The sequence below is a fragment of the Qipengyuania huizhouensis genome (genome assembly GCF_019711635.1).
Taxonomy (GTDB): Bacteria; Pseudomonadota; Alphaproteobacteria; order Sphingomonadales; family Sphingomonadaceae; genus Qipengyuania; species Qipengyuania huizhouensis.
In genome coordinates, this window is sequence record NZ_JAIGNT010000005.1 from 1 (window position 1) to 14,033 (window position 14,033).

Consider the following 14,033-nt stretch of genomic DNA (forward strand, 5'->3'; position numbering starts at 1 on the left):
CTCAGCAAGCTATCTCGGCTTCATACATATCGCCGCCGCCCGCCTCTGGACCAATCAGTTTGTCAACAGGGCCTAGAGAAGCCTAACAAGCCGGGTAGCGTTCGACCAATCGTAATACCTCGAGCAACAGACCGCGTTGTTCAACGTTGCATTCTGGATGCTTTGATCTCCGATCCGACAATAAAGACCGCCGCCTTCCAACCGGCGAGCTTTGGAGGAATTCCCAAACGGGAGGGCGATGAGTTTGGCGGAGTACCCGCCGCAGTACGAGCCGTGTTGAAAGCGATCGAAGGGGGCGGCAGCCATGTAATAGTCGCCGATATTTCGTCATTTTTTTCAAATATTAGAAAAAGCGATGCAGTAAGGCGTGTAACCGCTCATTCAAGCGACGCAAAATTCATTAAGCTCTTTGAAGAAGCTATCGACGTCGACTTGGCCAACCATGAAGAGTTGTGGCGGCACAAAGATGCATTCCCCTATGGTGACGTCGGTGTTGGGCAAGGCGTTTGTCTGTCGCCCTTTCTTGGTAATTTAGTCCTTAGCGATTTCGATATGCAGCTTAATGTGGGTGACTGTTCCTGCATCCGATACGTAGATGACATAATAATAATCGCCCCGTCAGCTCGCGCCGCCAATGCTCGCTTCAGACAGGCCAAACGAATTTTGAACGAGTTAGGCATGAGTTTCGCTTCTGATAAAACATCTCCAGCGCCCATCGAAATCTCTCAGAATTTTGAATATCTAGGTATAGATTTTTGTAACGGACTTTTGCGACCATCTCAGAAATCGAGGTCAAGTATTGTCAGAAGAGCCACCGAAGTGGCAGCGAAATCACTACAGTCTATTCGTAGCGCTCAATCCCTCATTGACTTCAAGGCAGAATATTCCATCCCGAAAACTCTCTATAAAATCTCGGGTATGTCGCGGGGCTGGGCCAACCATTATCGCTTCTGTAACGACTTAGAAACCATCAGAAACGTAGACCGAAGGATTTCTTCAGTTTACCTAGATTATTCTTCTAAGGCTACAGAAATGGCGCAAGAAAAGCTCACCGCAGGAAAGGCTGATCTCGCGGCGAGCTTTCTCGGATATACTGGCTTAACTAGTGTCCAGTTTTCTCCCTTTGAGTGGCCGAGATCGTTAGACTAACGTCGCGCCCTCGCGCCCCTTGCTTGACTATCCAACTTTACGAAGGATCATCACTACCCCACACGCTCGTAAGCGAAGGAGACCTGCTCCGCCGCGCAATCGGTCACCCGGGCGCCGTGCAGCGTGTATTCGCGCGCCGGATCGCCCCCGCCCACCACTACATGCAGATCGGGCAGGCCTACATCATCGCGTTTCGGGCGCAGCCTTGGGTAATCGTCTGCATCTCGGCCTTCTTCTCACCGAAGGCGTCGGTCAGTTTCATCCCGCGATTGGCGAACTCGCGCTTCATGCAGCCGCAGATTTCCGGTGCTTTCGGCTGGAGTTCGGCGGGGAATTGCGCGCGTGCGACACATTGGGCGACGAAATCTTCGTCCAGCCGCTTGTCGACCTCCGCCCCGATCTCGTCGCTGTTCGTAAAGCCGAAGGCGGCGAGGAAACCGATCACGCCCGCGCCCAGGAGTACCAGCCATTTCATGCCCATGCCCTCCACGCATCGCTGGACGAGATTGCGGCGACGATAGGCCGGAGGGGTTAAAATCGCGTTTGTGCAGCCTGCCCCGCCGCCGCGCACCGGCGCTCAATGATGGACGGACGGGACTTCCGGCAGCTTGAGTTCCAGCGCCAGCCGCACCGCGCCGATGGCGTTGCGGACCTTCAGCTTGGACAGGATCTTGGTGCGGTGGACCTCCACCGTGCGCGCGCTGATGCCGAGTTCGCCGGAAATCATCTTCGACGATGCGCCGCTGGCCAGCCGGTTGAGCACTTCGCTTTCGCGTTCGGTCAGCGTGCGGATCAGTTCGAAGGCCTGCGCGCGCCGGATACCTTCCTTGAACAATATATCGCAGCTGTCCCCGATAGAGGAGAGCGTGCGTTCGAGCTGCGCCTGGTCGCAGGGCCAGTCGAGATAGGTCATCACGCCGCAGCGGACGGTTTCGACAACGCGCTGGGCGGTGGGCGACGGGCTGAAGGCGATGATCGGATAGAAGATGCCGCGTTCGCGGATGAACTCGATCGCGCGGGCAAGCTGCCCTTCGTGATCGGCCACGAAGATGGCGCATTCGTCGGGCCAGGCCTCGCCCACCTCCTCCAGCCGGGTGACGGGAAAGGCATAGCCCAGCGCGGACAGCGCACGGCTGAGGCCGTTGGCACGGCCGGAATCGGCATCGACGACGATGAAATTGGATACGGACATGGTTGCGAGCCCCCCGGCCAAGATTTTTTTCACGCGGTCCCTGCCCTTTTTGGAGGTGTCCCGCGCAGCTTCGATATGTCCGTGAAAACTACGTCTTTTCAACTAGATGAACAGTCATCCGATCGAGTGTCATCCGGTTGGATGACGCCGATACGACGCGGCGGCGACGTTAATGTCCCGTACAGGCGGGAACCATGTGCCGGGAAGGGGGCTGTGGCGGTAGGGGAAGAGTAAGAAAATAACCCCATATCGGGCGCATCTGGCAGCGAGGGAGCCTATGCACGAGACCGGGATATTCAGCGAGATCGACCAGGCGCAGTGCCCTGTGGAGCTATTGACGACGGTGAGCGGGTTCTATGCCGATCACGGTTTCCATGCCGTCTGCTATGTGCTGCCGTCGCTGTCGGAACCCGGCCAGTTCCAGATGTTCGAACGCGGCATGCCCGAGGAATGGATAAAGCGGTATCTCGAGATGAATTTCTCGCTGGTCGATCCGATCCCCAGCTATGTGATCGAAACGGGCGAGGTGGATACGCTCCACGGCATTCTGGAGAAGGTCGATGTTACCGACATACAGCGGGGCTATCTGGACGAATTCTACAGCTCGGGCGTGACCAACGGGCTGGGCATGCCCACCCATGGCCGGACCCACGCGCGCGGCTTTTTCGGCATCGCCCAGGTGAGCGACGAGGATCTTGCCGCGGCCGACAGGTCGTTGATGCACGCGGTGGCCCAGCATACGCACTGGAAGTTCGAGCAGCTGGGGGTGGATGCGGGCAAGGAGGTGTACCACCTCTCCCCGCGGGAGCGCGAAATCCTGAAGTGGGTGGCCGCCGGCAAGACCAACCCCGACATCGCCACCATCCTCGGCATCGGCATGCCCACCGTGGCCACGCACCTGAAACGCATCTTCGCAAAGCTGAGCGTTCACGACCGCGTGTCGGCCGTGCTGGTGGCGCACAAGCTGGGCATGGTCTGACCCCCGGGCCGGCGGGCGTGCCGGAACGGGGGGTGGGGCCTGACCGCCCTACTCCGCCGCCTCGCGCTGGCGCTTCGCCTTCTTCGCGGGCGTGGGGGCCGCTCCGGCGCGTTCCAGCATCGGTTTGAGGTAGTGGCCGGTGAAGCTTTCCGGCACCTCGGCCACCTCCTCCGGCGTGCCTTGCGCCACGACCTTCCCGCCCCGCACCCCACCGCCGGGGCCAAGGTCGAGAATGTGGTCGGCGGTCTTGATGACGTCGAGATTGTGCTCGATCACCACAACCGAATTGCCCTGGTCCACAAGCCGGTGAAGCACTTCGAGCAGCTTGCGCACGTCCTCGAAATGCAGGCCCGTGGTCGGTTCGTCGAGGATGTAGAGCGTCTGCCCGGTGCTGCGCTTGGACAGCTCCTTCGCCAGCTTCACCCGCTGCGCCTCGCCGCCTGACAGCGTGGTCGCCTGCTGGCCGACCTTGACGTAACCCAGCCCGACCTCGTTGAGCATGTGCATCTTGTCGCGGATCGGGGGGACGGCCTTGAAGAAGCCCTCCGCATCCTCGATCGTCATGTCGAGCACGTCGGCGATGGAGAGGCCCTTGAACTTCACCTCCAGCGTTTCGCGGTTGTAGCGCTTGCCGTGGCATTCCTCGCAGGTGACGTAGACGTCGGGCAGGAAGTGCATCTCGATCTTGATCAGCCCGTCGCCTTGGCACGCCTCGCAGCGGCCGCCCTTGACGTTGAAGCTGAAGCGCCCGGGCTTGTACCCGCGCGCCTGGCTTTCCGGCAGGCCGGCGAACCAGTCGCGGATCTGGGTGAAGGCGCCGGTATAGGTCGCAGGGTTGGAACGCGGCGTGCGGCCGATGGGCGACTGGTCGATCTCGATCACTTTGTCGCAATATTCGAGGCCCGTGACCTTGTCATGCGCGCCCGCCACAACGCGCGCGCCGTTGAGCGTGCGCGCGGCGGAGGCATAGAGCGTGTCGATGGTGAAGCTCGACTTGCCGCTGCCCGACACCCCGGTGACGCACGTAAACGTGCCGAGCGGGATCGATGCGGTGACATCGGTGAGGTTGTTCGCCCGTGCACCGTGGACGGTGAGCTTGTGCCCGTTGCCCTTGCGGCGCTTGGCCGGAACCTCGATCGCGCGGCGGCCGGTGAGATAGGCGGCGGTGAGCGATTTCTTCGACTTGAGCACCTGTTTGAGCGTGCCTTCGGCCACCACCTCGCCCCCGTGGACGCCCGCGCCGGGGCCCAGATCGACGACGTAATCGGCGGCGCGGATCGCATCCTCGTCATGCTCCACCACGATCACCGTGTTGCCGAGATCGCGCAGGCGCTTCAGCGTTTCCAGCAGCCGGTCGTTGTCGCGCTGGTGCAGGCCGATGCTGGGCTCGTCGAGCACATAGAGCACGCCCGAGAGGCCCGAACCGATCTGGCTGGCGAGGCGGATGCGCTGGCTTTCCCCGCCGCTCAGCGTGCCGCTGGTCCGGTCGAGATTGAGGTAATCGAGCCCGACATTGTCGAGGAAGCCCAGCCGCTCGTTGATTTCCTTGAGGATGGCGCGCGCGATCTGCTGCTGCGTGTCGCCCAGCTGATCGGGCAGCGCGAGGAACCAGTCCTTCGCATCGGCGACGCTCATCTTGGTGGGGGTGGCGATGTCCGTGCCCGCGACTTTCACCGCCAGCGCCTTCTCGTTGAGGCGCTTGCCATTGCAGGTTTCGCACGGCTGCGCGGTCTGGAACTTGGCCAGCTCCTCGCGCATCCAGGTGCTTTCGGTCTGCAGCATGCGGCGGTTGAGATTGCCGATCACGCCTTCGAACGGCTTCTTCACCGTGTACTGCTTGCGCCCGTCCTTGAAGGTCAGCGGGATCGCGCGTCCTTTGGTGCCATAGAGGATGATGTCGCGGATCTCGCTGTCGAAATCCTCCCACGGCGTGGTGAGATCGAACTCGTATTCCTTCGCCAGGCTGGCGAGCACCTGCATGTAATAGGGCGATGGTGGGTTGCTCTTCGCCCAGGGCACGACAGCGCCCTTCTTCAGGCTCAGCGCCTCGTTCGGCACAACCAGCTGCGGATCGAACAGCTGCTTTTCGCCGATCCCGTCACAGGTCGGGCAGGCCCCCTGCGGCGCGTTGAAGGAGAACAGCCGCGGCTCGATCTCTTCGATGGTGAACCCGCTGACCGGACAGGAAAAGCGTTCGGAGAACACGATGCGGTTGGCGGGAATGCCCGCACCTTTCATCGCGCCGCCGCCTTCGGTTTCGCCCTCGCGGCCCGGCACCACGCCATCGGCCAAGTCCACATAGGCAAGTCCGTCAGCGAGCTTGAGCGCCTGTTCGAAACTGTCGGCCAGCCGCGTCTCGATGCCTTCCTTGACCGCGAGCCGGTCGACCACGACTTCGATGTCGTGCTTGAACTTCTTGTCGAGCGCGGGCGCTTCCTCGATCGGATACATTTCGCCGTCGATACGGACGCGGGTAAAGCCGGCCTTCTGCCATTCGGCCAGTTCCTTGCGGTATTCGCCCTTGCGGCCGCGCACGACCGGCGCGAGCAGGTAGAGCCGCGTGCCTTCGGGCAACGCCATCACCCGGTCGACCATGTTGGAGACCGTCTGCGCCTCGATCGGCAGCCCGGTGGCGGGAGAGTACGGCACCCCCACCCTCGCCCACAGCAAGCGCATGTAATCGTAGATCTCGGTGACGGTCGCCACGGTCGAACGCGGATTGCGGCTGGTGGTCTTCTGCTCGATCGAGATGGCGGGGCTGAGCCCGTCGATATGCTCGACATCGGGCTTCTGCATCATCTCGAGGAACTGGCGCGCATAGGCGCTGAGCGATTCCACGTAGCGCCGCTGCCCCTCGGCATAGATCGTATCGAAGGCGAGAGAGGATTTGCCCGAGCCGGAAAGGCCCGTGATCACGATCAGCGCATCGCGCGGCAGGTCGATATCGACGCCCTTGAGATTATGCTCCCGCGCGCCGCGGACAGAGATTTTGGTTAGTGCCATGAAGGAAGCATGTTCCCGAATTGTTCGCCTGGGTCAAGGGAGGTCGTTCACGACCGATACCAATTCGGCATCGATGCCCTTCCCGGTTGCTTCACAAAATAGGCACCCTCTCCCCGATTGCAAAGGCGTGGGACGAAGACAGATCCGAACGCCGGGAGAATATCGAAACTGACGGTACTACGACCGGCAAATGTCCGTAAATAAGATCATACCCCTAATTAAATATAACATTTGATTTAGGTATCATCACCTAATTTACAAAATCCCCAAAGTACCTTTTGATTACTGCTGAGAATTATAAGTCACAAATAGGCGTATAAACTTAAGCATGAGGTCTTTTAGTGATTATCCATAACACTTTTCGTGCAACCGGGGTCAGTACACTGGCCCTGAGTCTTGTATTGGTCGGTGGAACGACCACTGTCACTCCGGCGCAAGCCCAAGAACTACAGCCGGTCGTAGATGTCTGTTCCGGAATCACCTTGCCCAGATCTGCGGTGACCGAAGTAATTGGAGCGGTAAACGAGCCGATCGTGAATCAACTTGAGACGACGGTAAACGATATCACGACCATAACGCTGATCCTGGCACCGCTCGCAACGATTACCGATCTCGACATCGACCTCAGCTCGATCCTGGCGGATGCAGCGGAAGGCGATCCCATCAGCCTGCAGATACTCGACACCGAAGGGAACGTCATTACCGCTTCGGACGACTGCAATATTACGGCTGACAATCTCACGCTCGACGAGGAAGGCGGTATCGAGATTGGTGGCAACCGGGTTTCCGGTCTCGGGGCCAACGGACAGGTGGCTTCGGCAGGCGAAGTCGATGCCATTGCATTCGGCAACAATGCCAGCACGGCAGTTGGCGCTACGGGTGCGGTCGCCATCGGCACCGATGCTTCCGTGACTGCCGCGAACAGCGTGGCCCTGGGAGCGGGGTCCGTGGCCGATCGGGCCGACACCGTTTCGGTGGGTGCTGTCGGTGCCGAACGCCAGATCGTCAATGTAGCCGATGGAACGGCGGCCACCGATGCTGCGACGGTCGGTCAGGTCGATGCATCCATCGCCGCCGCAACGGCGGATGCGGTCCAGTACGATGACGCAAGCCATGGCTCGGTTACGCTCGATGGCGCATCGGGCACGCTGGTGACCAATGTCGCAGAGGGCGCTGTCTCAGCCGGTTCGAGCGATGCGGTAAACGGGTCGCAACTGTTTGCCACCAACGAGGCAGTGGGCGCCAATGCCGATGATATCGCCACACTCGATGGACGCGTGACCGTCAATGAGGGAGACATTGCCGCTGTCGATGGTCGTGTTACCGTGAACGAGGGCGAAATCGCGGCAATAGACGGACGGGTCACCGCAAACGAGGGCGATATCGCGGCGTTGCAGGACACAGCCGTGCAATATGACGATGCCACCCAGGCGAGTGTGACGTTGGGCGGCGCTGGTGGCACCACGATCACCAATGTTGCACCGGGCGCCCTGGATGCGACCTCGACCGATGCCGTCAATGGATCCCAGCTTTTTGCAACTAATCAGGCGGTTTCGGCGCTTGATGGACGGGTAACGCAAAACGAAGCCGATATTGCCGACAATTCTTCGGCGATAGCCGATCTCCAGACGGACGTTGGCGATATCCAGGTGACCGTGGGTGAGTTCGACGGACGGATAACCCAGAACGAGAACGACATTGCCGATCTCGACGGGCGGGTCACGGTGAACGAAGGCGATATCGCCGATCTGGATGGCCGTGTAACCGTCAACGAGGGCGATATTATCGATCTCGACGGACGTGTCACGACCAATGAAGGAGATATTGCCGCGATCGACGATCGGGTCACCGTAAACGAGGGCGACATCGCTGCAATCGACGACCGGGTCACCGTGAACGAGGGCGACATCGCTTCGATCGACGACCGGGTTACCGTCAACGAAGGCGACATCGTAAATCTCGATACCCGCGTCGAAACGAACACTACGAATATTACGGATATCCAGGTCCAGCTAGCCAACGTACCGGTCACTTACGTTTCGGATGCGGACGGCACCACGCCCAGCGATGTGCCGACCGATACTGCGGCATTCGTAGGTGCCAGCGGGGGAGCCGTAACGGTTACCAATGTGGCGGCAGGGACGCTTTCCGCGGATTCCACCGAGGCCGTCAACGGAAGCCAGCTTTTCGAGACGAACCAGAACGTGGCGCAAAACGCCGCCGATATCGAAACGATCAACAACAACCTGTCCGGCAGCACGGTCGTAGCCGTGCAATATTCGGATCCTGACGATCCGACCGTAAGCAATGGCGGCACAGTTACGAACGACGTCACCCTTGTCGGGGCCGATGCAAGCGCTCCGGTCAGGCTGCACAACGTTGCCAACGGGATGGCCGCTACCGATGCGGTCAATCTGGGCCAGCTCCAATCGGGGCTGAATAACGTCATGGAGCAAACGATGGGGTATACCGACCAGCGTTTTGCCGAGGCAATCGAGTATACGGACCTCCGAGTTGCTGAAATCGGCTTCGATCTGGCCGAGCTGCGCGAGGATGCATTCTCGGGAACTGCGGCTGCGATGGCCATGTCGAGCATTCCCCAGGCGATCGAAGCCGACCGCTCCATGGTCGGCGGGGGAATCGGCCATTATCGGGGCGAAACCGCTTTCGGCTTCGGCTACTCGCGGGCGTTCAACGATGGCCGCGGGGTTGTCAAAGTCTCCGGTACTCTCGACACCCACGGGAAAGGTGGCGTGGCCGCCGGCGCGGGCTTCTCTTTCTGAGAACGGCGATACTGTGAAACTCTCCGGCGGCGGTATTTACCGCCGCCGGGATGCGTCTGTATCCGGAGGCAGGACTGGCGGGGCGCAGCCGCCCGCCCCCTCGCTAGCGCCAGATGGCATCCCGGAGAAGGATTCCACCCACGCGGGCTGCCGCCTGAAGCCCGCCGTTCGCCTGCCATGCGTTGTGCAGGGACGGTGAAGCGTGGACCGAACGCCCATTCCAGCCGTTGGATAACTGTACACGGCCCGGTGCCCGCAACGATTCCAGTCCGCGCACCGGAGGCCCGCCGTAGGGGATATTCTTCCATTACGGCCCGAATAACAGTTTACGAGGCGCACGACATTCATGTCAGAAAAGAAGCATAATGGAACAGACGCGCCCGCTGACATTCCCCATCTTCGCCCCCCTCGGAAGGACTCGATCCAGAGCGAGCGTCTGGAGGCGATCATGGCGGAACTCAACCGGCCGCTCGACGACGAAAACTGGACCTCCAAGCCCCGCGCTGATGATCGCAAGGGGCCGCGTGGTCTTCTTGCCAAAATCCGCAGGCATCGCAGACATCGCGAGGACCTGAAGCGTGCCCGCCGTGCCGCTGGACAGGTCTTCAGCGTCAAGCCCAGGCTTTCGACACGCAAGCGCGCGTCATTGCTTATGGGAGCAGGCGCCATGAGCCTTGCCGCATTTACCGGGCCACCCGCGCACAAGCCCAGCTCACGAAAGACCAATCCGATCGAGTTGGAGCTTAACGCTGCCGACAATGTGCGCAAACCTGCCGCGCTGCTGAAGGCGAGCGACCGGTTCAAACAAGCCCTGATCGAGGAAGAAGGTGTCCGCTACACCGTCTATCGGGATGTGGCGGGATATCCGACCGTCGGCGTCGGGCATCTGGTCAGACCCGGTGACAATCTGCGCGTGGGCGACCGCATCAGCGACGAACAGGCGCTCGATTTCCTCGAACGCGACCTGAGAACCGCCGAACGGGGCGTGCGTATCCTGGTGGGCACCCTGCCCCTGTTCCAGCACGAATTCGACGCCTTGCTGGACCTCGTATACAATGTCGGCCTCGGCAATGTCTCGGAGAATGAAAGCCCCCGGCTGAACGCCGCCATCAAGGCGGGCGATTACGAGGGAATTGCCGCAGAGTTGAACTATACGCATGCCGGTGGCAGGTACGCCCGCGGCCTCGAGTTCCGGTCGGAGCGACGGGCGCAGATCTTCATGGATGCATCCTACGAGGATCCTCGCGAAACCGGTTCGTCGAACCTGACTTGAATGCTTCCGGTGCAAGAGCCGGAGGTGAAGCAGATTTATGAGTTATCGCCTTTTCTTCGGCATCCGGCCGCCAGCCGCAATTCGGGCCGGACTTCTCGAAACCATGACGGGAATAGACAATGCCCGGTGGCAGGACGATGGGCAATTGCACCTGACCCTGCGCTATGTCGGGGAGGTCGAGACGCATATGGCGGACGATCTCGCCGAAGCAGCCGCAGCCATCCGTTTCGAGCCATTCGAACTTCGCATCTCGGGCTGCGGCTTTTTCGAGCGCAAGGGGCGGCCCACCTCGATCTGGGCTGGAATCGAGCCGAGCGATCCGCTCGTCAGGCTCCAGCGAAAGGTCGAACTGGCCTGCACAGGATGCGGGCTTCCCCCGGAAGGGCGCAAGTTCAAGCCCCATATAACCCTGGCGAGGCTCAACCTGTCCAGCGGGCCAGCGACGCCTTTTCTAGTATCGTGCGCGGGCCTCTCCCTTGGCCCGTGGTTGGTCGATAGTTATATCCTGTACCAGAGCCATTTGCGGGACCAGGGTTCGCTGTACGAACCCGTCCTCACTTACTCCGCCGGGGCACAATGACTGCATACCGCTTACGACCCTTTCCGGCGCTTTTGCTAGGCGCGCTTGCCACCGCCTGCTCTCCTGTGTCGAGCGGTACGACATCGGATGACCCAAAGGGGCAGGAACTGTTGCAGACGGTCGAGGCACAGGCCACTCCCGATCCGGGCGAGAATTGCCTGCTGATGGTATGGTCCGAACAGGACGATCCGAATGTCGAATTCGACCGCGCCCACGATGCCGTGAAAGGCGGCGCGATATCCTGCGCCACCGGCGCGAGCCCCAGCCAGTTCGAAGCGGCGATAGCCAGCCTGCGCGACGCGGCTCGCGGCGGCGACCGGGGCCGCATTCTCGAACAAGTCGGTATTCCGCTGTTGTATATCGACGAGAACGGCGAGCGGCATGAATTGAGCGAAGACCAGATCGACACACTGTTCGAGGAGATTTTCGACGAAGAAATGCTCTCGGTGCTCCAGCGCCTCGATCTGTCGAGGATGACCGTAGAAAAGGACCAGGGGGCCTTTTTCGAACTCGGCTCGCTCTGGCTGGTCGTCGACGAACAGGGCCGACCCCGGGTCATGACCGTAAATCGGCAGGCGCTGGACGAAGCTGCAGAAACTGCGCGCGACCAGGCAGAACGCGGCCTTGGAAGGCCGCTCGATTGATCATGCCCGCGCATTTCGTAGATGCTCGTTGATCGTTCGACCGGGGAAGGTTGTTCGCCAGCGGCGTTCAGTCTCTTGCAATCGTCGCAAATGTAACCAAGCTGCTCACTCGCGCGTTAGCGTTGAGCAACCGTAAGAAATACTGGAGAGACCATGAAGGCCCATATCCTGGCCACGACCGCCGCAGCCGCCCTTCTTTCAGCCTGCACCACCGCACCCGGAGGAGAAATGGACCCGATCGCCGATGCCGCAGTAGATGCCGGGGTATCCGTGCCCGAAGGTACCGGCTATTTCGCTTCCGACAGCGACCTGCCCTTCCTGGCACCGGACTTCAGCGCCGTGTCGGAGGATGACTACATCCCCGCCTTCGAACAGGCGATGGCCATCCAGAAGGCCGAGATCGAGGCCATCAAGGCCAATCCTGCCGAACCGACTTTCGCGAACACCATCGTCGCGCTCGAAAAATCGGGCCGGATGCTGGGCCGCGTCAGCCGCGTCTTCTTCGCCCTGACCGGTTCGAACACCACCGACCGCCTCGACGAGATCAACACGGAAATCAGCCCCAAGCTCACCGCGCATGGCGACAGCATCACGCTGGACCCTGAACTCTTCGCCCGCGTGAAGGCGGTTTACGACAACCGCGCCGCCATGACGATGACGCCCGAAGATGCGAAACTGCTCGAAAACACCTATGAGGGGATGGTCCATGCCGGTGCGCTGCTGACCGATGCGCAGCGTGAACGGGTCAAGGCAATCAATTCCGAGCTTTCCACGCTGACCACCGAATTCAGCCAGGACGCACGGGCCGCCATGTCCGACCAGCCCGTAATCTTCGACAATCGCAGCGATCTTGCAGGCCTGTCGGAAAGCGACATCCGCTCTGCCGCAGATCTGGCAACCGAGAAGGGCTTCCCCGGCAAATACGCCATTGCCCTGCAGAACACCACGCAGCAGCCGCTCCTGCCCAGCATGGAAAACCGTGCCGCGCGCGAGAAGCTGTTTATGGCGAGCTTCCACCGCGCCGACGGCACGACCGATATCGATACCCGCCAGCTGATCGCGCGGATCGCCGAACTGCGCGCCGAGAAGGCAGCCCTGTTCGGGGAACCCGACTGGGCGACCTACGCCATGTGGGATCGCATGGCCGAAACCCCGAAGACCGCGCTCGATTTCATGGAGCAGATGGTCCCTCCCCTAGCCGCTACGCAGCGCCGCGAAGCAGCCATTCTTACCGAGGCGATCACAGCCGACGGCGGCGATTACGAGGTGAAGCCCTGGGACTGGTATCGCTATGCCAACAAGATCAAGGCAGAGCGTTACGATCTCGATGAAGACGCGATGATGGAGTATTTCCAGCTCGACAAGGTGCTGGAAGACGGCGTCTTCTACATGGCGGAAAAGCTCTATGGCCTGACCTTCGAACGCCGTACCGACCTGCCCGTCTATCACCCGGACGTGTGGACCTACACCGTCTTCGACCGCGATGGCAGCGAACTCGGCCTGTTCTATTTCGATCCGTTCCAGCGGCCCTCCAAGCGGGGCGGCGCATGGATGAGCAACTTCGTCGACCAGAGCGATCTGTGGGGCACCAAGCCGGTGATCTACAACGTGCTCAACATCCCGAAGGCACCCGAGGGCGAGCCGCAACTGGTGAGCTTCGACTGGGTCAACACCACCTTCCATGAATTCGGCCACGCGCTGCACGGTTTCTTTGCCGACCAGCGCTATGAAAGCCTGTCCGGCACGGCCACGGCGCGCGACTTCGTGGAATATCCCAGCCAGGTCCATGAAATGTGGGCGACCTGGCCCGAGGTGCTGAGGAATTACGCCAAGCATTACCAGACCGGCGAGACCATCCCGCAGGCGATGGTGGACCGGATCGAAGCCGCCTCGAAGTTCAACCAGGGCTATGATTTCGGCGAAACCGTCGCTGCCGCGCTGCTCGACATGAAATGGGCTGCGCTCAGCAAGGAAGAAGCCGCTGCGCTCGACACGCCTGAAAAGGTCGATGCCTTCGAACGCAATTCGCTGGAAGAACTGGGTCTCGAAATCGACCTCGTTCCCCCGCGCTATCGCAGCACCTACTTCAATCACATCTTCAGCGGACCGGCCGGCTATTCGGCAGGCTATTACAGCTATCTGTGGACCGAGATGCTCGATCGCGACAGCCGCAAGTGGTTCCGCGAGAATGGCGGGCTGACCCGCGAAAATGGTGACCACTACCGCGCAACCGTTCTGAGCCGCGGCGGCACGATGGACTATTTCGAGATGTTCGAGAACTTCGCCGGTCGCCAGCCGGAGATTACCCCGATGCTCGAAGCACGCGGCCTTGTCCCGGGCGATGAAGCAGCCGATAGCGAAGTGTCGGACGACGGCCCGGCCAATGTCGGTAGCACTGGCGATACTTCGGTCGACTAATCGGGTTTTAGG

The 14,033-nt window shown here is 60.8% G+C and carries 10 protein-coding genes; 7 read left to right on the forward strand and 3 right to left on the reverse strand.

What is annotated here, in order from left to right:
• The coding region (locus tag K3180_RS06015; protein ID WP_221539024.1) for a reverse transcriptase domain-containing protein at positions 1 to 1,149 on the forward strand (1,149 nt) is incomplete at its 5' end.
• A 178-nt stretch (positions 1,150 to 1,327) separates the two neighbouring features.
• On the opposite strand, the gene K3180_RS06020 is transcribed toward K3180_RS06015, so the two are convergent.
• Complete coding sequence (locus K3180_RS06020; protein WP_221539026.1) at positions 1,328 to 1,624, reverse strand: hypothetical protein; 297 nt, start codon at positions 1,622 to 1,624, stop codon at positions 1,328 to 1,330.
• A 102-nt stretch (positions 1,625 to 1,726) separates the two neighbouring features.
• Positions 1,727 to 2,374 carry a response regulator transcription factor gene (locus tag K3180_RS12995; protein WP_221539028.1) on the reverse strand — a complete coding sequence of 216 codons (648 nt, stop codon included), beginning with the start codon at positions 2,372 to 2,374 and terminating at the stop codon, positions 1,727 to 1,729.
• Positions 2,375 to 2,618: 244 nt separating this feature from the next.
• On the opposite strand from K3180_RS12995, the gene K3180_RS06030 reads away from it, so the two are divergent.
• Positions 2,619 to 3,320 carry a helix-turn-helix transcriptional regulator gene (locus K3180_RS06030; RefSeq protein ID WP_221539030.1) on the forward strand — a complete coding sequence of 234 codons (702 nt, stop codon included), beginning with the start codon at positions 2,619 to 2,621 and terminating at the stop codon, positions 3,318 to 3,320.
• 48 nt (positions 3,321 to 3,368) lie between these two features.
• On the opposite strand, the gene uvrA is transcribed toward K3180_RS06030, so the two are convergent.
• On the reverse strand, positions 3,369 to 6,323 hold the full coding sequence (gene uvrA / locus K3180_RS06035) for an excinuclease ABC subunit UvrA (protein ID WP_221539032.1): 2,955 nt from the start codon (positions 6,321 to 6,323) through the stop codon (positions 3,369 to 3,371).
• A 497-nt stretch (positions 6,324 to 6,820) separates the two neighbouring features.
• On the opposite strand from uvrA, the gene K3180_RS06040 reads away from it, so the two are divergent.
• The 5 genes from K3180_RS06040 (at position 6,821) to K3180_RS06060 (ending at position 14,021) form a co-directional block, all read left to right on the forward strand.
• On the forward strand, positions 6,821 to 9,106 hold the full coding sequence (locus K3180_RS06040) for a YadA-like family protein (protein WP_221539034.1): 2,286 nt from the start codon (positions 6,821 to 6,823) through the stop codon (positions 9,104 to 9,106).
• Positions 9,107 to 9,452: 346 nt separating this feature from the next.
• A complete protein-coding gene (locus K3180_RS06045; protein WP_247710363.1) occupies positions 9,453 to 10,379 on the forward strand; it encodes a lysozyme in 927 nt (308 codons plus the stop codon).
• Positions 10,380 to 10,416: 37 nt separating this feature from the next.
• Positions 10,417 to 10,959, forward strand: a complete 543-nt coding sequence (gene thpR, locus K3180_RS06050; RefSeq protein WP_221539036.1) for an RNA 2',3'-cyclic phosphodiesterase — start codon at positions 10,417 to 10,419, stop codon at positions 10,957 to 10,959.
• On the forward strand, positions 10,956 to 11,603 hold the full coding sequence (locus tag K3180_RS06055; RefSeq protein WP_221539038.1) for a hypothetical protein: 648 nt from the start codon (positions 10,956 to 10,958) through the stop codon (positions 11,601 to 11,603). The genes thpR and K3180_RS06055 overlap by 4 nt, the downstream gene beginning before the upstream one ends.
• A 153-nt stretch (positions 11,604 to 11,756) precedes the next feature.
• Positions 11,757 to 14,021 (forward strand): M3 family metallopeptidase, encoded by a 2,265-nt coding sequence (locus K3180_RS06060; protein ID WP_247710364.1) that lies wholly within the window; start codon positions 11,757 to 11,759, stop codon positions 14,019 to 14,021.
• Positions 14,022 to 14,033 lie beyond the last annotated feature (12 nt).